General features: G+C 63.8%; 17 protein-coding genes. 13 read left to right on the top strand and 4 right to left on the bottom strand.

Annotated features, from left to right (window positions below):
- Positions 1-125: 125 nt before the first annotated feature.
- On the top strand, positions 126-1775 hold the full coding sequence (locus DI606_RS06590; protein ID WP_293980769.1) for an MFS transporter: 1650 nt from the start codon (positions 126-128) through the stop codon (positions 1773-1775).
- Here the strand turns inward: DI606_RS06590 and DI606_RS06585 are convergent, their stop codons facing one another.
- Entirely contained in the window at positions 1776-2375 is a 600-nt protein-coding gene (locus tag DI606_RS06585; RefSeq protein WP_293980767.1) for a nucleotidyltransferase family protein, read from the bottom strand. It abuts the gene before it with no gap.
- A 152-nt stretch (positions 2376-2527) separates the two neighbouring features.
- On the opposite strand from DI606_RS06585, the gene folE reads away from it, so the two are divergent.
- The 9 genes from folE (at position 2528) to DI606_RS06540 (ending at position 13953) form a co-directional block, all read left to right on the top strand.
- Positions 2528-3133, top strand: a complete 606-nt coding sequence (gene folE / locus DI606_RS06580) for a GTP cyclohydrolase I FolE (protein WP_293980766.1) — start codon at positions 2528-2530, stop codon at positions 3131-3133.
- The gene (locus tag DI606_RS06575; RefSeq protein WP_293980764.1) at positions 3130-3969 is read left to right on the top strand and encodes an SDR family oxidoreductase; all 840 of its coding nucleotides are present in this window, start codon (positions 3130-3132) and stop codon (positions 3967-3969) included. The genes folE and DI606_RS06575 overlap by 4 nt, the downstream gene beginning before the upstream one ends.
- A gap of 204 nt (positions 3970-4173) precedes the next feature.
- Positions 4174-6546 carry a TonB-dependent receptor gene (locus DI606_RS06570; protein WP_293980762.1) on the top strand — a complete coding sequence of 791 codons (2373 nt, stop codon included), beginning with the start codon at positions 4174-4176 and terminating at the stop codon, positions 6544-6546.
- Positions 6546-7769: a dipeptidase gene (locus DI606_RS06565; protein WP_293980760.1), complete on the top strand. Its 1224-nt coding sequence runs from the start codon at positions 6546-6548 to the stop codon at positions 7767-7769. The genes DI606_RS06570 and DI606_RS06565 overlap by 1 nt, the downstream gene beginning before the upstream one ends.
- Positions 7770-7895: 126 nt before the next feature.
- Positions 7896-10043, top strand: a complete 2148-nt coding sequence (locus tag DI606_RS06560; RefSeq protein ID WP_293980758.1) for a histidine kinase dimerization/phosphoacceptor domain -containing protein — start codon at positions 7896-7898, stop codon at positions 10041-10043.
- Positions 10043-11764 carry a PAS domain-containing protein gene (locus DI606_RS06555; protein WP_293980756.1) on the top strand — a complete coding sequence of 574 codons (1722 nt, stop codon included), beginning with the start codon at positions 10043-10045 and terminating at the stop codon, positions 11762-11764. Before DI606_RS06560 ends, DI606_RS06555 begins: the two co-directional genes overlap by 1 nt.
- Before the next feature lie 113 nt (positions 11765-11877).
- Positions 11878-12771, top strand: a complete 894-nt coding sequence (locus tag DI606_RS06550) for an iron-containing redox enzyme family protein (protein ID WP_293980755.1) — start codon at positions 11878-11880, stop codon at positions 12769-12771.
- Positions 12771-13124 (top strand): hypothetical protein, encoded by a 354-nt coding sequence (locus tag DI606_RS06545; protein WP_293980753.1) that lies wholly within the window; start codon positions 12771-12773, stop codon positions 13122-13124. Before DI606_RS06550 ends, DI606_RS06545 begins: the two co-directional genes overlap by 1 nt.
- A gap of 106 nt (positions 13125-13230) precedes the next feature.
- Positions 13231-13953 (top strand): Crp/Fnr family transcriptional regulator, encoded by a 723-nt coding sequence (locus tag DI606_RS06540; protein WP_293980844.1) that lies wholly within the window; start codon positions 13231-13233, stop codon positions 13951-13953.
- A gap of 29 nt (positions 13954-13982) precedes the next feature.
- On the opposite strand, the gene mprF is transcribed toward DI606_RS06540, so the two are convergent.
- The 3 genes from mprF to DI606_RS06525 are packed head-to-tail and all read right to left on the bottom strand — an operon-like array spanning position 13983 to position 17674.
- On the bottom strand, positions 13983-16553 hold the full coding sequence (gene mprF, locus DI606_RS06535) for a bifunctional lysylphosphatidylglycerol flippase/synthetase MprF (protein WP_293980752.1): 2571 nt from the start codon (positions 16551-16553) through the stop codon (positions 13983-13985).
- A gap of 4 nt (positions 16554-16557) precedes the next feature.
- A complete protein-coding gene (locus DI606_RS06530) occupies positions 16558-16968 on the bottom strand; it encodes a DUF2147 domain-containing protein (RefSeq protein WP_293980751.1) in 411 nt (136 codons plus the stop codon).
- A gap of 1 nt (position 16969) precedes the next feature.
- On the bottom strand, positions 16970-17674 hold the full coding sequence (locus tag DI606_RS06525; protein WP_293980749.1) for an AcvB/VirJ family lysyl-phosphatidylglycerol hydrolase: 705 nt from the start codon (positions 17672-17674) through the stop codon (positions 16970-16972).
- Positions 17675-17845: 171 nt separating this feature from the next.
- On the opposite strand from DI606_RS06525, the gene DI606_RS06520 reads away from it, so the two are divergent.
- Genes DI606_RS06520 through DI606_RS06510 form a run of 3 tightly spaced genes read left to right on the top strand, consistent with a single transcriptional unit; the run spans position 17846 to position 20300 of the window.
- On the top strand, positions 17846-18289 hold the full coding sequence (locus DI606_RS06520) for a PDZ domain-containing protein (protein WP_293980748.1): 444 nt from the start codon (positions 17846-17848) through the stop codon (positions 18287-18289).
- Positions 18258-18935 (top strand): response regulator transcription factor, encoded by a 678-nt coding sequence (locus DI606_RS06515; protein ID WP_293980747.1) that lies wholly within the window; start codon positions 18258-18260, stop codon positions 18933-18935. Before DI606_RS06520 ends, DI606_RS06515 begins: the two co-directional genes overlap by 32 nt.
- A gap of 3 nt (positions 18936-18938) precedes the next feature.
- Complete coding sequence (locus DI606_RS06510; protein WP_293980745.1) at positions 18939-20300, top strand: HAMP domain-containing sensor histidine kinase; 1362 nt, start codon at positions 18939-18941, stop codon at positions 20298-20300.
- Positions 20301-20342 lie beyond the last annotated feature (42 nt).

Below are 20342 nucleotides of genomic sequence, written 5' to 3'. Positions count from 1 at the left end.
TACTTCGGTGTCTCGTTTATTCTCGACGCAACCCACCGATTCCTCTGGCCGATACGATGCGCATCTTTCGGTGACCGGATCGTTGCCAGCCGCGTCGCTCGACCTATATCCAGCGGATGGACGCCGTGACCCAAGCCCATTCGCAAACGCCGCAGTCGCCCTTTTCCGTCCCGACATTCCGCTCCATCTGGATCGCCAGCCTCGCCTCGAACTTCGGCGGTCTGATCCAGTCGGTGGGCGCGGCGTGGATGATGACTTCGCTGTCCGCGTCGCCGATGCTGATCGCGCTGGTGCCCGCCGCGACGACGCTGCCGATCATGCTCCTGTCGCTCTGGGCGGGGGCCGTCGCCGACAATCTCGACCGCCGCCGTGTGATGATCGTATGTCAGTGCGCGATGCTGGCGACCTCCGCCGCGCTCGCCGCGACTGCCTGGGCGGGGCTCATGACGCCGTGGCTGCTGCTTGGCTTCACGTTCCTCATCGGTTGCGCGACGGCGGTGAACGGCCCGGCATGGCAGGCGTCGGTGGGCGACATGGTGCCTCGTGCCCTACTGCCGAGCGCGGTTGCGATGAATTCCATGGGGTTCAACCTCGCGCGCAGCCTCGGCCCGGCCATCGGCGGCATCATCGTCGCGGCGGCGGGGGCGGCGACGGCGTTTCTGGCCAACGCCGTCAGCTATATAGGGCTGCTCATCGTCCTGGCCCGCTGGCGGCCCAATCGGCCCCCCCAATTGCTGCCGCGCGAGCGGCTGGGCGTCGCGATGGTGGCGGGCGTCGGCTATGTGGCCGCATCTCCCAACATCAAGCGTATCCTGATGCGCGCAGGCGCCTTCGGGCTTGGCGCAAGCGCGGTGTCGGCTCTGATGCCGCTGGTCGCCCGCGATCTGCTGGGCGGCGGCGCGCTGACCTTCGGCATCACCAGCGGCGCGTTCGGCGTCGGCGCTGTGGCAGGCGCGCTCGCCAGCCGCCGCCTGCGCACCCGTGTCAGCAACGAGACCATCGTGCGATCCGCCGCGCTCGCCATGGCAGCGGGCACGGCGATCACCGGCAGCAGCAGCTGGATGGCGATTGCGGCTCCCGGCTATATGATCGCGGGCGCAGGATGGGTGCTCGCGCTGTCGACCTTCAACGTGTCGGTCCAGATGTCGGCCCCGCGCTGGGTCGTCGCCCGCGCCGTCGCATTGTACCAGATGGTGGCCTTCGGCGGCATGGCGGCAGGGGCATGGCTGTTCGGGTGGGTCGCCGAACATCAGGGCGTCGTCATGGGCCTTTATGCCGCTGCCGCGGCGCAGTTCGTCGCTGCCGTGCTCGGCCTTGCCAAGCCCTTGCCGCAGATCGGCGACGACAATCTCGACCCGCGCGGCGATTGGAGGGAGCCGGATACGGCTGTTCCGGTCGAACCGCGCAGCGGCCCGATCGTGGTGACGATCGAATATCGCATCCCTGCCGGGTCGGTCGTCCCGTTCCTGACCGCGATGAGCGAGCGTCGCCGCATCCGCAGGCGCGACGGCGCCCATGGCTGGCAACTGCTGCGCGACCTTGGCGAACCCGATCTCTGGGTCGAGCGCTATCATGTTTCCACCTGGCTCGACTATGTGCGGCACAACCAGCGTCGGACCGTCGCCGATGTCGCCAACAGCGAAGCGATCCAGGCGCTGCACGATCGTCCCGATCCGCCGGTTGTGCACCGCCGGATCGAACGTCAGACCGGTTCGCTGCCGATCAGCCGGACGCCCGACGCGCGGGAGATCGGCCACGGCGTGCCGGAGATGTGATCAGACCGGCGTCGCTCGCCGCCCGGCCAGCAGATTTTCGGGCGTATCGACATCGTGCAGCACCGCGCCCGACGTTTCGATCTGGATGCCGTGGCTCAGCAACGCCCGAGCGCCCTGATCGCCCTTCAAAGCCAGCAGTTCGGGGAAATGCTTGCGCCCGATGAAGGCGGGCGGGGAAGGGGAAAAGCCGTCCGTGCTCGCGACGACGGAGCGGATGTCCTCGGCTGCCATGCAAATGCGGTTGTAGTGCGTCTGCGGAATGTCGGGCATGTCGGCCAGGCAGATGAGCACGCCGCGCACCCGCGGCTTGTTCATCACATGCTCGATGGCTCGCACGATGCTGCCGGAAATGCCGTCTTCGGGCCGGTCGTTGACGATCAGCGTATAGCCCCGCCGTTCCAGCTTCCGGTGGATGACAGGCGCCACCGCCTGCGGTCGCACCACCGCGATCAATTCCCGAAATGCCATCGAAGCGACGGTTTCCAGCGCATGGGCGACCAGAGGCTTGCCCCGCAACGGCGCCATCAGCTTGTCTTCCGCGCCAAAGCGGGATGACGTACCCGCTGCCAGCAGGACAGCGGCGATCCGCTCAGTGCGCATGAAGATTCCGGTGATAAGTCATGGAGTCCGTGTTTTACGAATCGCCGATCTGCCACCCCGATACGCCTGTGTCCAGCAGCCCGATAAGGGGGTGGCCTTCTCCGTAGGCGGACGCCATATGCGCTGCACATAAGCGAAAGGAAACGGCGGCTATGGCGTGCGATGCCGATACAGAGACGGTGGGTAGGGGCAAGGAGCCGGTTCCGGCCGAGGTCAGCGATGCGATCCGCACGTTGATCCGGTGGGCGGGCGATGCGCCCGAACGGGAAGGGCTGATCGAAACGCCCGAGCGGGTCGCGCGCGCCTGGCGGGAATATTGCCGGGGATATGGCGACGATCCGGCCTATCACCTTTCGCGCGTCTTTCATGAAGTCGGCGGCTATGACGACATCGTCCTGTTGAAGGACATTCCATTCCAGTCGCACTGCGAACATCATATGGCACCCATCACGGGGAAGGCGCACATCGCCTATCTGCCCGGCGAATATGTGGTTGGCATATCGAAGCTAGCGCGCGTGCTTCACGCCTATGCCCATCGGCTTCAGGTGCAGGAACGCCTGACCGCCGAAGTCGCCAACTGCATATGGGAACATTTGAAGCCCCAGGGTGTCGCCGTGGTGATCGAGGCGACGCACGGTTGCATGACCGGGCGCGGCGTGCGGACGCCTAATGTCATCATGAAGACCAGCCGGATGTTGGGCGTCTTCCGCGACGACGAGAAGTCGCGCGAGGAAGTGCTGAAGCTCATCGCGGGATGACCGGAGAGGACGATCTTCCCTACCGCCCGCTGGGCCGCGTCGGCGGTCCGGCAGAGCCTGTCGGCGCGCCGCTGGCGCAAAAGCGCCTGGCGCTTGTCACTGGCGGACATAGGCGGCTGGGCGGGATCATCGCGGCGGCGCTGGCGCGGGCGGGGCATTCCCTCGCCATCCATGGCAGCCACGATACGCGGCTCGACTCCCATCTCGCGCTCACCTTCGAGGAAGAAGCGACCGAGTGGGAGGGGTTCCTCGTCGACTTCGCCGATCCTGAAGGGGCTGAGGAACTGGTCGGCATGGTCGCCGCCCGCTTCGGTCGCCCCCCCGACATCCTCGTCAACAGTGCGGCGATGTTCGGCCAGGATCGGCTGGACAGCGTGACCGCCGACGACCTGATGCGGCATTATGCCGTCAATTGCGCCGCGCCCGCGATGCTGACAAAGGCTTTCGCGACGGTGCCCGCAGGAGTGGGCGACCGCTGCATCGTCAACATCCTCGACCAGCGCATCGAGCATCCCCATGGCGACCAGTTCGCCTATACCTTGTCCAAGCTCGCGCTCGCGGGCCTGACCCGCACCAGCGCGCAAAGCCTTGCTCCTGCCGTTCGCGTGAACGCCGTGGCGCCCGGCCTTACCATCGCCACGCCCGATTATGACGGCGCGCAGATGGAGCGCCTGACCGCGATGATGCCGCTCCAGCGCCTGCCGCAGGCGGAGCAGATCGCGCAGGCCGTGCTGTACCTGACTCAGGCGACCGCGACCACCGGACAGACGCTCTATATCGATGGCGGCGCGCATCTCAGAAGTTACGACCGCGATTTCATGCACATGGCGCGCTGACGGGCGATTCGCTTGAGCGGGCGCGCTGTCGCATTGAGAAAATCTCGGTGGTCGATGGCGGATCGCGCCCCCACTCTCGTTTCACAACACAACTGACAAGCCGCCCGAGTCAGGGCGAGGCGGCTGATGCTGTTGTGGCAGGGGATGCAGGCGCGGTGCGCCGCTGGAAGGCTCGTTGTGAAGACAAGGGGGCCTTTTTCGCTTATGATCCATCCGCTCGTTCGCCGTTCCTCCCGCGCTGCGCTGTTCGTCGCCAGCGCCTTGGGTGCGCTTTCTCCTGCCGTCGCGCAGGAACCTGTGGAGAGCGACGAAGACCAGATCATCACCGTGACCGGTCGCCGCATATCGCAATCGTCCGAAGCGATCGGTGAGGACAAGGTGAGCAATGTCGTCGCCGTCACGCGAGAAGCGTTGCTGTCCGCGCCATCGGGTATCTCGGGCCTCAAGATGCTGGAACAGCTTCCCGGCTTCAACGTCCAGACCGACGGCGCACTCGGCCTCTACGAATTCGGCAACAGCGTCCAGACGCGCGCGTTCAACCTCGACCAGATCGGGTTCGTGGTGGACGGCATTCCGACCGGACGCAGCGACGCCTTCGGCGGCAGCCCGGTCTTCCGTTACGTGGACAACGAAAATCTGGGCGTGGTGGAAGCCGCGATCGGCGCGGGCGACGTGTCGCTTCCCAGCTATTCGACGCTCGGGCCGGTGGTGCAGTATAACAGCATCGCGCCGCAGGAGGACATGGGCCTCTTCGTCTCGCAGAGCTTCGGCGACTTCAACATGAAGCGTACCTTCATCCGCGCCAGCACCGGGCAGGTGGGGCCGTTCCGCGCCTATGTCAGTCGCACCAAGCTCAACAGCGACCTGTGGCGCGGGCCCGGCTCGGTCGACCGCGAACATTGGGAAGCGCAGGTCCACGCCGACCTGGGCGGCGACAGCTGGGCACGCTTCAAATTCGTGTCGAACGATTTCTTCGATTACGACTCGCCCACCATCACCCGCGCGCAATATAACTGCACCGTGCGCAGCTTGGTCGGCGCATGCGGACGTGACTTCGCCTATATCGAAAATGTCCCCAACACGACGCCGGGCTTCGCCCCGACCGCTGCGGGTGTCCCTTATTCCAACCCCAACTACGCGCAGGTCTACAATCTCGCCATCAACGTGCGGAAGGACAAGCTCTACGGCGCGACGTTCCATGCGGGTATCGCCGAAGGGGTTTGGGCGGAATCGACGCTCTATTGGGAAGACAAGGACGGATATGGCGTTTCGCCCGACACCTATGCCAACTCGCTTAGCCGCTACAACGGACAGGTTGCTGTCGGTCTTCCGGTCACCCGCCCCAAGGGCATCGAATATGGTCGTTCCGGCGTAGGCGGCGATCGCTACGGCATCACGACGAAGTTGCATTGGGACATGGGCGTCAACAGCATAGAAGCTGGCCTGTGGGCCGAGGTCGACAAATATCACCGCACGCAGGCGCGCTACAATACCATCGACGGCGCGCCCGACAGCGCCCCCAATCTCGCCGAACTCGTCTACCTGCGCCGCGACTACCGGTCGAAGCGGGATACGTTGCAGACTTTCGTCCGCGATACGCTGAAGCTCGCGGACGAGCGGCTCGTGCTCGATTTCGGGTTCAAGGGGCTGCTGCTCGATTACGCCTATCGTGGCTATCGCGATTTCGACGACTATTACCGGACCGCAGGCACTCGCTTCGTGCCGGGCTATGGCATCAGTTCGAACAACGCCACCTATCGCGATTTCTTCCTGCCGATGGCGGGCTTGCTCTACAAGATCGACGGAAGAACGCAGGTCTTCGCATCCTACGCCGAAAATATGGCTTTGCCCAAGGGGATGGACGACATCTATTCGGTGATCCGTCCGGGCGGCGGGCTGGTGCCGCAACCGGATGCGGAACGCTCCACCAACATGGAAATCGGCGTGCGCACCAACCAGGGCCAGATTTACGCCTCGCTCGCGGGCTTTTACACCAAGTTCAAGAACCGCATCCAGTCGATCACGACCATCCTGCCGGGCAGCGGCGGGGCGGCGACCGAGACATTCTTCCAGAATGTCGGGCGCGTGCGGGCTTATGGCGTCGAATTTGCCGGAACCTACAAGCCGTCCTTCCTCGATGGCATTGCCTATGGCAATCTCAACGTCACCTACAACAATGCCAAGTTCAAGGATGACATCCCGGCGTCCACACCCATCCTGATCGGCGGCAAATACATTCCCGACAGCGCGAAGTGGATCGTGAGCGGCGGCGTCACCGTCGAGCCGGCAAGCTGGCTGGTGGCCAATATCTCCGGCAAATATACGTCCAAACGCTGGTCTACCTTTACCAATGCGGCGGGGTCCAGCGTGCCGGGCTTCACCGTGTTCAGCGCCTATGTCGACATTGGCGACGGCTGGAGCTTCGGACCGGTCAAGAGCGTCAAGGCGCGCTTCAACGTCGACAATCTCTTCGACAAGGACACGCTTTCCTATATTTCTTCGTCGGTGACGGGGGACGGGCTGTTCAGGCCGCTCTCGCCGCGGACGTTCCAGTTCACGATCACGGGGGAAATCTGATGCGAAGGGCGATGATGACCGCGGCGGCGCTGGTCGCGCTGCTGCCGGTTGCGACGGGTGCGCAGGAAGTGTCGAAGAAGGTGTACCAGTTGCACCAGAGGTTGCTCACTCTCGACAGCCATCTCGACACGCCTGCCTCGCTCGACTTCCCCGGCTGGTCGATCGAGGAGGAGCATGGCGTCCACACCGACTTCACGCAGGTCGACCTGCCCCGCATGAAGAAGGGGGGGCTGGATGGCGGTTTCTGGGCGATCTACACTTCGCAGGGACCGCTGACCGTGGAAGGGTTCCGCAAGGCACGCGATTTCGCGCTGCTGCGCGGCATGTCTATCCGGTCGATGGTTGCCGCCGATCCCGCCAACTTCGCGCTGGCGACGAAGGCAAGCGATGCCGCGCCCATTGCGGCGGCGGGCAAGCGTGTCGTCTACATATCGATGGAAAATGCCTATCCTCTGGGCGAGGACGTCTCGCTGCTCAAGACATTCTACGACATGGGTTTGCGGGTCGCGGGCTTTGCCCATTTCGCGCACAACCAGTTCGCCGACAGCTCGACCGACCCGTCGAACAAGCCGCGCTACGGCGGACTGTCGCCGCTCGGCAAGGAACTGTTGAAGGAAATGAACCGGCTCGGCATCGTGCCCGATGCGTCGCATAGCAGCGATCAGGTGCTGGACGACCTGCTGGCGCTTTCGACCACGCCGATCCTGCTGACCCATTCGGGCTGCAAGGCCATCTACGATCATCCGCGCAACATCGACGACGATCATCTGAAGGCACTGGCCGCCAAGGGTGGCGTCATCCAGATGAACGCCTATGGCGGGTATCTGAAAGCTTCCAAGCCCAATCCCCAGCGGCAAAAAGCGCTGACCGAACTCTATTCCCAGATGCGAGAGGACGCCAAGCTGTCGGCGGAAAAGCGAGCCGAATTGTTGGCAAAGCGGCGGGAGATCGACCGCCTCTATCCTGAAACCGACCGCGCGACATTCGACGATTTCATGGCGCATATGCTTCACGCGCTGAAGGTCGTCGGTCCCGATCACGTGGGCATCGGGCTGGATTGGGACGGCGGCGGCGGTGTCGTGGGGCTTGAAGATGTCGCTGCAATACTGAAGATCACGGACGCCCTTTTGAAGGCGGGCTACAGCGAGGCCGACATTGCCAAGATATGGTCCGGCAACGTCCTTCGTGTTCTTGCCGTGACAGAGGCAGCCAAGCCCAAATAATCCCGTTTCTTGATCTCCATCAAGCTAAGCCACGGCAAGCACCGGCTTTTCTTCATCTGCGGGAAAAGCTAAGCTGCCTTGGCGTGAGCCGTTTGATCGGTCGAGCCGCCACGCCGGACTTGGAGCGTGGTTTTGGATATTACGGAATGCGATCGCGAACCTATTCATCTGTCGGGCGCGATACAGCCCGGCGGATGCATGCTGATCGTGAACGCCGTCGATTTGACCGTCGCCGGGGCGGCGGGGGATGTTCCCGCCTTCCTCGGGCGAGCGTGGCAGGAAGGCCAGCCGCTCGCCGATCTGGCGGGCGAAGCTGTTGTCGATGCGCTGGCCCATGCCCGCGCGCAGCGGGTGCAACTGGGCTACGACGCGCGGCTGGCGTGCGACATCGTGGCAGCACGATCGGGCGACTACTGGTTGGTACAATATGAACGCTCCGACGGTTCGCAGCCCGCCCTCGATGTCCTTGGCTGGATGGACGAAATCGGATTGCAGTTCGAAAAGACGGCTGGTCTTACCGAATTGTGCCAGCGCGCCGCCGACGCGTTCAGCGTGCTGACCGGTTATGACCGGGTGATGATCTATCGCTTCCTCGACGACGATTCCGGTGTGGTCGTCGCGGAAACGGCGCGTGGAGGCGGCGACAGCTTTCGCAACCATCATTTCCCGGCGTCTGACATCCCGCAGCAAGCTCGCGCGCTCTATGTGCGCAACCGGGTCCGCGTCATCGCCGACGTGCATTACGATCCTCAGCCGATTGAACCTGCTGCGCTGCGTACCGTCGACCTCTCCGACGTCGAACTACGCAGCGTTTCGCCGATCCATATCCAGTATCTCAAGAATATGGGGGTCGGCGCTTCGGCATCGGTGTCGATCGTGCGCGACGGGCTGCTGTGGGGATTGGTCGCCTGTCACAACCAGACGCCGCGCTCGCTCGGCATGACGCAGCGTCGCGCGGCGCAATTGCTGGCCAGTGGTCTCGCGCGTCAGGTAGCGGCGAAGGAGGAGGCCGAACGTTACCGCGACCGCATCCGCGTCCACGCCGAAGAGGACGCGCTCTACGGTCGCATGGGCGGGGACAAGGGCTTGTTCCATCTGCTGGCCGAATCGTCAGACAGCCTACGCAAGATGTTCGACGCCGACGCCTTTGCGGTCGTGCATGGTGCCAAGATTTTCCTGACGGAACTGTGCCCCGACGAGTATGACGTGCGGGAAATTGCCGACTGGGCCAGGGGGTGCGGGCCTGCGCCCTATCATACGGCTGAACTGCCCAAGGTTTTCCCGGCCGCCGCTGCTTATGCGGGGCGGGCCAGCGGGCTGCTGTCGATCACATTGTCGACGCGCATCCCGACTGTGCTCATGTGGTTTCGCGCCGAAGCGCAGCAGGTGGTCGAATGGGCGGGCAATCCGCACAAAGCGACGCAGGCCGCTCCCGGCGAAGCGCTGACGCCGCGTGCGTCCTTCGCTGCCTGGACGGAGATCGTGCGCAGCCAGGCGCGCCCATGGTCCGCTGCGGAGGTGGAGGGTGCGCACAGGTTGATCGCCAAGCTCTACGACATCCGCCAGAACCGTCGCATCCGCGATCTGGCCGAAAGCCTCACGGTAGCGGCGGCGGACAAGGACCGGCTGCTGGAGCAGAAGGACACCCTCATCAAGGAGGTCAATCATCGTGTCCAGAACAGCATCCAGTTGGTAATCGCCTTTCTGGCTCTCCAGACGCGCGATGCCGGCGACCCGGGCGTCAAGACCAGCCTGGAGGAAGCCCAGCGGCGTCTGAGCGCCGTCGCGCTGGTCCATCGTCGCCTTTACGCCGACGACAATGTCGAAAGCATCAACCTGTCCCGCTATCTCGACGAGTTGCTGGACGATCTGCGTCTGTCTATGGGGCCGGAATGGTCCGACCTGCTGACCACGGACCTCGCACCCGTGATGATCCCTGCGGATAATGCGGTGAATGTGGGATTGATCCTCGTCGAACTTGTCATCAATGCGCAGAAATACGCCTATGATGGGGCACCCGGACCGATTTCGGTCGTTCTGGAACAGCACCGGGCGCGCTTTCGGCTCATCGTGGCGGACCGCGGCAAGGGGCGGAACGGCAATCGCCGGGGATTTGGATCGCGTATGCTGAATGCCATGGTCAAAAGGCTGTCGGGAACGATCGAGGACGATGACAATCAGCCTGGCCTTCGCGTGATCTTTGCCGCGCCGATTGCGCCCACTCAGGGGGGCGGCACGGGGCAGGACGGCGCCATGGCGGACGGAATGGACTGATGACTGACGGTAACGAAGCTACAGGCATCCCTTCCGGCGGAGAGATGGATTCGCCCAGCGACGACATTCTGGGAACGCGTGGCGGCCAGCATCATTGGAAGCAGAGCCGGATCACCGATCCTTCGCTCGACGACCGCGGCAGTGTGTTTTTCGCCGCGCTCGAAATGACTCGCATGCCGATGATCCTGACGGACCCGAACAGGGACGACAATCCAATCGTCTTTGCCAACAACGCGTTTCTCGATTTGACCGGCTACGATCTGGAAGAGATCATCGGCCACAATTGCCGCTTCCTGCAAGGGGCGCAGACCGATCGCGAGACCGTGGCGCAATTGCGCGAAAGCGTCGCGGCGCATCGCGCGATCAGCCTGGAAATCCTGAATTATAAAAAGAACGGTCAGCCTTTCTGGAATGCTGTCTTCATCGGCCCGGTCTATGGCGAAGATGGCGGCCTGCTCTATTTCTTCGCCAGCCAACTTGACGTCACCGCACGCAAGGAAGCAGAGGCGACACGGTTCCAGTCGCAAAAGATGGAATCGATAGGGCAGCTGACTGCGGGGCTGGCCCACGACTTCAACAATCTGCTTCAGGTGCTGAGCGGCAGCCTCGACATGATGACGTTGCGGCGTGAGGATGAGAAGTCGTTCAAACGCTATCATCTGGCCGCCACCCAGGCGGCGGAACGTGGAACGAAGTTGACGGCGCAGCTGCTGTCCTTCGCGCGGCGCAGCCGTCTCGAGCCCCGGCGAGTCGATTTGTCGGGCCTCATCAATTCCATCGCCGAACTGCTCGATTCGACCGTGGGATCGCGCGCACAGCTTCAACTCAATCTGCGCCGCCGCCTGCCGGAGATCGAGGCGGACCCCCAACATCTGGAAATGGCCCTCATCAACGTGGTGGTGAATGCCCGGGACGCCGTTTCGACCGGTGGGGCGATCACCATATCGACCGGCCAGGAAGTGGTGGGCGCGGCCAATGCCGTACCCGGTCTGCCCGATGGCGAATATATCGTGATGAAGGTCGAGGACGACGGCGTTGGTATGCCGCCGCAGACGCTTCAGCGTGCGGTGGAACCGTTCTTCACCACGAAGGCGAAGGGTGCAGGAACCGGTCTCGGTCTCGCGACGGCGCACGGTTTCGCGCTCCAGTCGCGGGGTGCGTTGCGTATCGACAGCAACGAAGGGGAGGGCACGTCGGTGCAGTTTTTCTTCCCCATCCCGGTGGACGATGACCGTACTCTTGCGCTCGAACCCGACAAGGACGGGTTCCGACCCGAAGAAGTGGACCGCGAAAGCCCCAAGACCGTGTTGGTGGTGGAGGATGAGGTCGTTATCGCGGAACTTGCCGAAACGACCCTTACCGAAGCGGGCTATCATGTGCGTCTGGCCCACGATTATGAGCAGGGCTTGGCGGTGTTTCAGGAACTGATGGCGGGGGGCGGCGTCGCGCTGGTCTTTTCTGATGTGTTGATGCCGGGAACCCGCAATGGGCTTGCGCTGGCGCAGGATATCCGCCGCATCGCACCTGAGGTGCCGGTGTTGCTCACCACCGGCTACAACGATGAGATGGCCCTGCAAGGCCCTCAACCCGAAGCGCTGGACGTGCTCGGAAAACCTTATCGCAGGACCGAACTCATCGCGCGCGTCCAGGCGGCAATCCGTCGCGGTGGCCGCAACAAGCGTTCGCACCAGACATCGGACTTCGGCCATGCGCAGGGGTAGGCGAATGATCGCCGGTCCTGGAGCGTCGCATAACTAAAGCTGATCCTTGTTAGGATGATTTGATGGAACGGCTTCCTGCCTCCCGGGATTGAGAGAGGCATAACAGGAGGCCCATGTCTGTGGCGACGCAACTCAAGATCGAACAATCGCAATTTCTCCAGCAGGGATTTCAGGAAAGCCTGACCCGTTGGAACCGCAAGCGGCTCGCACCCGGTTTCCCCGAAGACTTTACCGCCGGTCGGTTCGATGACGATCGCGCCATGCTTCATCTGGAAAATGCGTTCGTCGAGGAACTTCGGGCGGGCGTTCGGCATGCCGCAGCCCAAGCGCCTACCGATCCGGACGGGTTCATTGCCTGGTTCGAGGCACTCAAGCAAAACGGCCCCGGCCAGCACGATCGGCTTTTTCCGTGGCTGGCGGAGGAGGCCAACCGCGATCAGATTCGCTGGTTCCTGTCGCAGGAGGCAGCAGGCGAAGCCGGATTCGACGACCTCGTCGCGATGACGCAGGTCAAACTACCGGACGGCGCAAAACTGGAACTCGCTCGCAACTATTGGGACGAAATGGGCCGAGGCAATGCCAAGGGCATGCATGGTCCGATGCTCGGACAGTTGGTGGAGATCCTCGAATTGGACACTCGTACGGAAAAGACGGTGTGGGAAAGTCTGGCGCTGGCAAATGCGATGACGGCGATGGCGTCGGCGCGACGCTACGCTTGGCATAGTATCGGTGCGCTCGGCGTGATCGAACTTACCGCGCCGGATCGATCTGCCTGCACGGCGAAGGCCTTGTGTCGAATCGGCCTCAGCAATGCACAGCGCCGCTATTTCGATCTCCACGCTGTGCTGGATATCAAGCACAGCCAGGATTGGAACGACGCTGCCATCCGACCCTTGGTGGCCGAAGACCCTCGCCGTGCGACTGCGATGGCCGAAGGCGCGCTGATCCGCCTCAACTGCGGCGCACGCTGCTTCGATCGTTATCGCGCGCATTTCGGGCTGGCGTGATGAAGGATACGCATCGCATCCTGCTGGTCGAGGACGATCCCGCCATCGCCGCCCTGATGACCGACATGCTCGAACAGGCGTCCTACGAAGTGGATGGGCCCTATGCCACGTTGGCGGAAGGGGTCGAGGCGGTTGCCGAGCGGATGCCTACCGGCGCGGTTCTCGACGTTCATTTGCGGGGAAGCGATGTAGACCTGCTCGCGGGCGATCTGGACAACTACGCCATTCCCTATGTCCTGTGTTCGGGCGCCGATGCGCACCAGATGAAGGATGCGCATCCGACCGCCTCCTTCATTCTTAAGCCCGACATGGGAACTCAGCTTGTGGCGGAACTGCATCGACTGCTGCATTGAACCCCACATCCGAAATGGTTTCGCCATACGTCGAATGCCGTCATGCAACGTCGCCCCGACTTGCGCGTTTGGGAGGGCACGGCAACGCAAGCCACGGGGGCGACACATTTACACGGAACATTTTCTTCGAGACAAACGCGGTGCGACATTAAGCGCGGAAGAGCGCGCCCGACTGGAAAGCGCGATCGGGGAAGTCCGCACTTTCGGCCCGCGCACCACCATCGTGCGCGCGGGCGATACGCTGCACCAGAGCACCTTGCTGATCGAAGGCATCCTGTCTCGCTATATCGACGATCGAAACGGTTTTCGACAGCTTGTCGCGGTCCATGTGGCGGGCGATTTCGTCGACTTGCACGCTTATCCGCTGCGTACCTTGGACCATGACATCGCCACGATGACGGCGGCGAAGGTCGCAATCGTTCCCCATCGCAATCTCGACGCTATTCTGATCGAAGACCCCGGCCTTACGCGCAAGCTATGGTTTTCGACGCTGCTCGATGCCGCGGTTCACCGCGCCTGGCTTTTTCGGCTGGGGCGGCTCGACGCCGTGGGGCGCGTCGCCCATTTTCTATGCGAAATGAACGCGCGCCTCGTATCGGCGGGGCTGAGCGACGGCAGGCGTTTTCCGCTCGGCATCACGCAGGTCGATCTGGCGGAAATCTGCGGCATGACCAGCGTCCACGTCAACCGCGTGATGCGCCAGCTTCGTGAGGACGGGCTTTGCGTTTTCCGGTCCTCGGTGGTCGAAATCCTCGACCTGCCTCGCCTGACCGAGCGGGGGCAGTTCGATGCCGACTATCTTTACATGAAAGAACCGCCCGGGCCTTAAGCGGGACGATATCGTTCCCGCCGACCCGGCTATTCCCGCTGCGGTCCGCCGATCAGCGATTGAAGGTCCATCAACGTGCGCGCGAAGGCGAGGCCCTGCGGTCCTGCAACATAGCGTCCAACCCACTCCGGCGCGAACTTCTCCTTATAGGCGCGCAAGCCTTCGAATCCGTAAAAGGCGTTGCCATGTTGGTAGATGAGTGCGCCCAGTCTCGACCAGATCGACGCCAGCCGCCGCGCTTCCAGCCCCGCCAGCGGAGCCATGCCCAGATTGAAGCGGGCATAGCCCTGTTCCTTGCCCCATTGCATCAGGCGGATGAACAGGAAATCCATCGTTCCGTATGGCATTTCATCGGCGTGGCGCATAAGGTCGACCGACAATTCGCTGCGGTCGTGCGTTGTCCAGATGTTGGCAAAGGCGATGATGCGCCCCTCCTGCCGGATGACCGCGCAATCGAACAGGGCGATATAGGCCGGGTCGAAGCGCCCGACGCTGAAACCCTTTTCCCGCTGGCGTTTGCTGGTCATCCATTGCCCGGACACCTGCGCCAGCTCCGCCATTACGCCACCCGTTTCCGACGCAGGGACGATGTCGAACGTCGCGCCTTCGCGGGTCGCGCGCCGTTCGGCGTGTCGTAGGGACTTAGCGGCGGGGCCATCCAGCGTGAACTGCGCCAGATCGACCTGCGCTTCCTCGCCATATTTGGTCACCTGCAAACCCAACTCGATCGCGAGGGGCAGTGCATCCACGCTGATCTGGTATAGGAGCAGGCGGCCTTGCGCGGCGTCGACCCGCTCCCGCAGCGTCCATAGCAGATCGGCCCATTCGCTTTCGTCTCCGACTGGATCGCCCATGACGATCCAGCTGTGTCCGCGAACCTGGTACATAAGGAAAGCGCGGCCGCTCTCGGCGACGAGGAAACGCTTGTCGCCGACCAGCGCCAGATTGACGTCGGCCCGGCGCGCCATCGCGATGGCTTGCGGGGGAACGGCGGCCCCGTCGCTCGTGACGCCGCGATAGGGCCGGGCGGGGCGGAAAAGGTGCCAGAAGGCGATGACGCCCAGCAGCACGGCGACGCCAAGGCTCGCACGCAGGAAGCGGGATGCGTCTCCCCTGACGGCGAACTGCCACCACAGGTCGTCCTGATATTCGACATGTTTGTAGGCGAAGAACCCGATCCAGATCGACAGCGCCAGCACGACCCCGACCGTCGCCAGCCAGCCGGGCGTGAACGCTTCGGCAAGGAAATGCGTTCGCCGGTAAAAGGCCGCCCGCGTCCATTGCAGCGCGGACGCGATCAGGATCATGATGGACGCTTCCTCGTAATCGAGGCCTTTGAGCAGGGAAAAAAGCGCCCCGGCCAGAAGCAGCAGCCGCGTGAGCCAGAACGCGCCGTCGAGGCGGCGGTAAAGCCCTGCCGAAAGCACCAGGAGGGCTGCCCCGACCAAGCTTCCCGCCAGATGCGAAATCTCCGTCACGGGCAACGGTACGAAATCCGACAGCAGGTTGGCCCGGCCCGGGACGGTCGGCAGCGATCCCGACACGAGCAGCACGCATCCCCCGAAGAAGACCAACGCGGCGGACATAGCGGGGGCAAGGCTGGACACGACCGACCGCACGCCGTCGATGGTGCGGGCGATAGGTTCGCGCCGCCGCCAACCTTCCTGAATCAGGATGAGGGCGATCGCGATGAGCAGCGGCGCGATGTAGTAAATCAGGCGATAGGCGAGCAGCGCCGCCAAAAGCTCCGGCTGGCTGGTATCGGGCAGCGCCGCCAGCATCACCGCCTCGAACACGCCGACGCCGCCGGGCACATGGGTCACCAGCACGGCTATGATCGCCAACGTATAGCCGATGAAGAACACCGGCCATGTGCCAAGGGCCGCCCCCGGCACCAACACGAACAGCGCGGCGCTCGCAGCCAGCAGATCGACTGTACTGATCCCGATCTGTGCAAGGATGACGGGCGCGGGCGGCACCGGCATCTTCATGCCCCGCAGGGATAGTTGTCGCCCTTTGCGGCCCGCCCACGCCAACAATCCCACTACCAGCAGTAACACCGCCATGCCTGCGACACGCAACATATCTGCGGACAGCGGCAGGATGTCGGTCGCCACTTCGGGGCGCACCGCCAGCATGGCGCTGGCCAGGACGAGGATGCCGCCCCAGAATGTTGCGCTCGCGACCATGACGACGCGCGCAATTTCTCCGGCGCTGAGCCCCGCCGCATTGTAGATGCGAAACCGGGCCGAACCGCCGGTCAGCAGCGCAAGCCCCAAATTGTGGCTGAGCGTATAGCTGGTGAAGGACGCCAGCGCCGCCGTTCGGTAGGGCAGCGGTCGCCCGATGGTCCGCAGTGCCATGACATCGTAAAGGGTGAGGGTCACATAGCTGACAGCGGTAAGCGCCGCAGCGGCCAGCAGGGCGCGGGTCGGCATGGCGTGCCATGCATGCCGCACATCGCTCAGCCGCACCTCACGCAGCATGTGAGTGAGCGCGACGAGGCCGAGCGCCGCCAGCACCAGCACCATCGCGACCGAAAGCGCCGTGCGTTGCCGGGACGAAAGCCGCGCCGCCAATTTGCTCAGTGAAATCGCCATGCGATCAGTCCGCCTTCGGTCGCGACCAGATCTGGCTGCGGCACATCCACGAACCGATCAGGCATCCGGAAATCTTGACGTGCGTCGGATCGACCGGTCGGATGGTCGAGGAAAAACTGCGCCCGATGTCGGGTACGTAGACGCGGCCGCTCCATCCGCCGCGCCCGTCCGACTTGTAATCCTGCAACAATTCGGTGCCGACGAGGTGCGCCACCCCGGCTTCCTGAGCATCCGACTGCGCTTCGCCATTGGCCCAGCGGACCCAGCCGCAAAGGCCACCCTGACAGGGCGCCGTCGCCACGATGACCGTACCGCGCGGATTGATCCATTCGCCCCCCAGCGAAGGCTCTGCCTGCGCCGCGACGGGCAGCACCGACACCAATGCGGCCAGCGCCGCGAACCACTTTCCGTTCATGTCACTTCCCTCCCGCAACGCCGGGCAATGCCATGACCCGGCGCAAAACCCCATAAACCGCCTCGTCGTCCCGGCGCAGCGGATGGCCGCCGGGGAGGAGGACGGTGCGAACGCCACGCTGGTGCAGCAGCGGGCACAAACTCGATGTTTCGTCACGCCCGCCGATGCACAGCGTGGGCGCCCAGCCCAGCGTGCGCGCAGTCGGCAGGGCAGAATCCTCGTGCAGCGCAAAGGTGAAGATTTCCGTTGGCGACGCCCGGAATGCAACCGTCACACCCGGTACGATCAGGACGATCTGTCCGACCGCTCCACGCTCCCGCGCCGGCAACCGCGCCAGCGCGACCTGAAGCATATCGGCGCCATAGGATTGCCCGATGAGGACCAGTCGCGCTTTAGGATCGATCCTGCGCGCCTCTTCGATCGAGCGCTCCAGCAACGCTTCGGTTTCCTCCGGCGTGCGCTTGACGTTGAAATAGGCGAGTGAATTCATGCCTACGACCGGAATGCCGTCCTTTACCAGACGATTGGCGATCTTCGGCCCCATCCCGGTATGGAAACCCATGTCGCCGGACCAGAGAATGGCAACGGAGCCTTCGGGGCGGGGCCGGTAATGATCCGGGAGCATCGGCGTGAAGACAGTGCCCCCGATATATCCGAGCCACAAGAACGTGCCGAGCAGCAGGGCGATCGCAAAAGCGATTGTCATCATCATCCTCTTGCCCGTCTTGCGACGCATCCGCGTTACTCCCCATGGAACTGTCTTTCGAACAGGGGCGATGTGCCACGGGTGCCCGGTCGGCGCTCTGACCCTCGCATGAACTTTATGTCATGTCCCTGTCAGACCGATGACACGCCTTATTCTCTAGAAAATCGATCCATGGCATGGAAACCCCGATATTTCTTTGCAGCGGCCATGCTGCTGGCGGCGATCCCGCTCGCTCTTGCCATGCGTTATCCCCGCTCGCCCGCGACGGCGGTGGTCGTCAGCGATGCCATGGGACTTACGCTCGGGGAATATTACGGGCGGCGCGTGGTGGTGACGAGCCTGCGCAGTCGCGGTCCCGCCGACCGAAGCGGGATCAAGGTCGGCGACATGCTCGATGCGGTTGCTTCCCGTCCCGTTTCCGGCCTCACCGAAGCCCAAAGGCTCATCCAGAGCGGACTGCCTTGCGGCGGAATTCTCCAACTCCATCATGGACCCATTCCCTATGAAGCGCGAATTTGGCAATGCAGGAAATCCGTCGAAGGACGAAACCGGCACATTGCCGCAGGACAGGAGCGCAAGGGGGATGGGACGAAAGATCCTGCTGGTCGAGGATGACCGCACGACAGCGGAGTTCATCGTCAAGGGGCTGGTCGAACATGGTCATGTCGTAGACCATGCCGAAAACGGTCGGGACGGCCTCTTCATGGGGACGGACGGCAGCTACGACGCCATCGTGCTGGACCGGATGATCCCCGGCATGGACGGGCTGGCGGTGCTGGGCGCGTTGCGCGCGGCGGGGATCGAAACGCCCGTTCTGTTCCTGTCGGCGCTGGGGTCGGTGGACGACCGCGTCACCGGTCTTACCGCCGGGTCGGACGATTATATGGTGAAGCCTTTCGCGTTCGCCGAACTGCTGGCCCGGCTTGAACTGCTGATGCGGCGGCGCGGCGCGGGCACCACGGTGGAAACGACGCTGAGCTGCGGGACGCTGTCCATGGATTTGCTCAAGCGGGAAGTCCGACGCGGGGATCGCGTCATCGACCTTCAACCGCGCGAATTCCGCCTGCTCGAATATCTCCTGCGCCATTCGGGGCAGGTGGTGACGCGGACCATGCTGCTGGAAGGCGTGTGGGACTATCATTTCGATCCCGGTACAAATGTGATCGATGTACATATCAGCCGCCTGCGCCGCAAGGTGGACGGCGAAGGCGACACGCCCCTCATCCTGACGGTGCGTGGCGCGGGCTACCGGCTCGGCTGACGAATGCCCCTTGCCCTGACGCGCTGGCTGCGCTCGTCCCATGCCCGGTTCATCGGGCTCATCCTGCTGCTGGAGATCGTCTTCGGCGCGGCTTTGCTGCTGTCCGTCACGCAACTGGTGCGCAGCAACCTGGATGAAGCGGACAGCGCGACCGCCATCGACATGCGCGACGCGCTGCTGGCCATCGGGCGTGACGAAGGCGCAAAGGCGCTGACCAGCGCGGTGGCCGAACAGGCGCGCAACGAAACGGACGCCGTCATTCTCCTCCTTACGGCGGACGGGCGCATCGCGGCAGGCAATCTGGCGGGCTGGCCGCCCAATATTCCGGTGCGTACCAGTGGCATTCGCGCGAAGCTGTATCGGGTGGGCGATCGACAGCCCGGCCCCTTCATCATTTCTGCCGCGCCCACATTCGACGGGGGGCGCCTGCTGGTCGGCGAAAGCACCGACGACAGCGATCAGATTCGCTCGACCATTGGCGGCGCGCTGCTGACGGCGCTCCTGACCGCATTGCCGCTCGCGGCCGTCGCGGCGTGGCTGGTGGTGCATATCATCGACCGCCGCATCGTCCACATTGCCGAAACCGCGGCACAGGTTGGCGCGGGGCGTATCGACCATCGGGTCGCGCTCGATGGATCGGGCGACAGCTTCGATATGCTCGGGCGCACGATCAACGACATGCTCGACCGGATCGTCGGGCTGCTCGCGGAGTTGCGCACCGTGACGGACAGCATTGCGCACGACCTGCGCTCGCCGCTCACGCGCCTGCGCGCCCGCATCGACCGCGCCATGTTGACCGAGGACCCGGCAGCGCTGCGCGACGCTGTCGACGGCATCAGCCGCGAAGCCGACGCGCTGCTTGCCATGCTCGCGACGGCGCTCGAAGTCAGCCGGATGGAAGCGGGCATCGGTCGGGAGCATCTGACACCCACCGACCTCGCGCTCCTGCTCGCGGACATCGGCGAGCTATACGAGCCGTTGTGCGAGGAACAGGGGCGTGCCCTGCGCATATCGGCCACCGGTCCCGCCATCGTCCCTGCGCATCGCGAACTGTTGGGGCAGGCGCTGTCCAACCTGATCGACAATGCGCTCAAATATGGGGAGGGTGCGATGACGCTCTACCTTGAAGATGCGCAGGACACCTGGCGCGTAGGGGTGTCGGATTGCGGCCCCGGTATTCCTTCGGAGCGGGAGGCGGATGCCTTGCGCCGCTTCGGACGGCTCGACCCGGCGCGCGGCATCGCGGGCGCGGGCCTTGGCCTGTCGCTGGTGTCTGCCGTTGCGGGCATCCATGACGGCGCGCTCCGCTTCGCCCGCCACGAGGGCCAGTTCGCGGTCGAGATATCGATAGCCAAAGGCGCCTGATCGCCGGATCATACGCTAATACTATGCGCGGCGCCGGTCCTG

The sequence above is a fragment of the Sphingobium sp. genome (genome assembly GCF_003248505.1).
In the GTDB taxonomy this organism is placed as follows: domain Bacteria; phylum Pseudomonadota; class Alphaproteobacteria; order Sphingomonadales; family Sphingomonadaceae; genus Sphingobium.
This window is presented reverse-complemented; position numbering and strand designations above follow the sequence as displayed.

Excerpts from the sequence above, each read along its gene's own strand:
- DI606_RS06515 (WP_293980747.1), top strand. The coding sequence starts at position 18,258 with ATGGGACGAAAGATCCTGCTGGTCGAGGATGACCGCACGACAGCGGAG.
- DI606_RS06570 (WP_293980762.1), top strand. The coding sequence starts at position 4,174 with ATGATCCATCCGCTCGTTCGCCGTTCCTCCCGCGCTGCGCTGTTCGTC.
- DI606_RS06510 (WP_293980745.1), top strand. The coding sequence starts at position 18,939 with ATGCCCCTTGCCCTGACGCGCTGGCTGCGCTCGTCCCATGCCCGGTTC.
- DI606_RS06525 (WP_293980749.1), bottom strand. The coding sequence starts at position 17,674 with ATGACAATCGCTTTTGCGATCGCCCTGCTGCTCGGCACGTTCTTGTGG.
- DI606_RS06550 (WP_293980755.1), top strand. The coding sequence starts at position 11,878 with ATGTCTGTGGCGACGCAACTCAAGATCGAACAATCGCAATTTCTCCAG.
- DI606_RS06530 (WP_293980751.1), bottom strand. The coding sequence starts at position 16,968 with ATGAACGGAAAGTGGTTCGCGGCGCTGGCCGCATTGGTGTCGGTGCTG.
- DI606_RS06520 (WP_293980748.1), top strand. The coding sequence starts at position 17,846 with ATGGCATGGAAACCCCGATATTTCTTTGCAGCGGCCATGCTGCTGGCG.
- DI606_RS06565 (WP_293980760.1), top strand. The coding sequence starts at position 6,546 with ATGCGAAGGGCGATGATGACCGCGGCGGCGCTGGTCGCGCTGCTGCCG.
- DI606_RS06555 (WP_293980756.1), top strand. The coding sequence starts at position 10,043 with ATGACTGACGGTAACGAAGCTACAGGCATCCCTTCCGGCGGAGAGATG.
- mprF (WP_293980752.1), bottom strand. The coding sequence starts at position 16,553 with ATGGCGATTTCACTGAGCAAATTGGCGGCGCGGCTTTCGTCCCGGCAA.
- folE (WP_293980766.1), top strand. The coding sequence starts at position 2,528 with ATGGCGTGCGATGCCGATACAGAGACGGTGGGTAGGGGCAAGGAGCCG.
- DI606_RS06585 (WP_293980767.1), bottom strand. The coding sequence starts at position 2,375 with ATGCGCACTGAGCGGATCGCCGCTGTCCTGCTGGCAGCGGGTACGTCA.
- DI606_RS06545 (WP_293980753.1), top strand. The coding sequence starts at position 12,771 with ATGAAGGATACGCATCGCATCCTGCTGGTCGAGGACGATCCCGCCATC.
- DI606_RS06575 (WP_293980764.1), top strand. The coding sequence starts at position 3,130 with ATGACCGGAGAGGACGATCTTCCCTACCGCCCGCTGGGCCGCGTCGGC.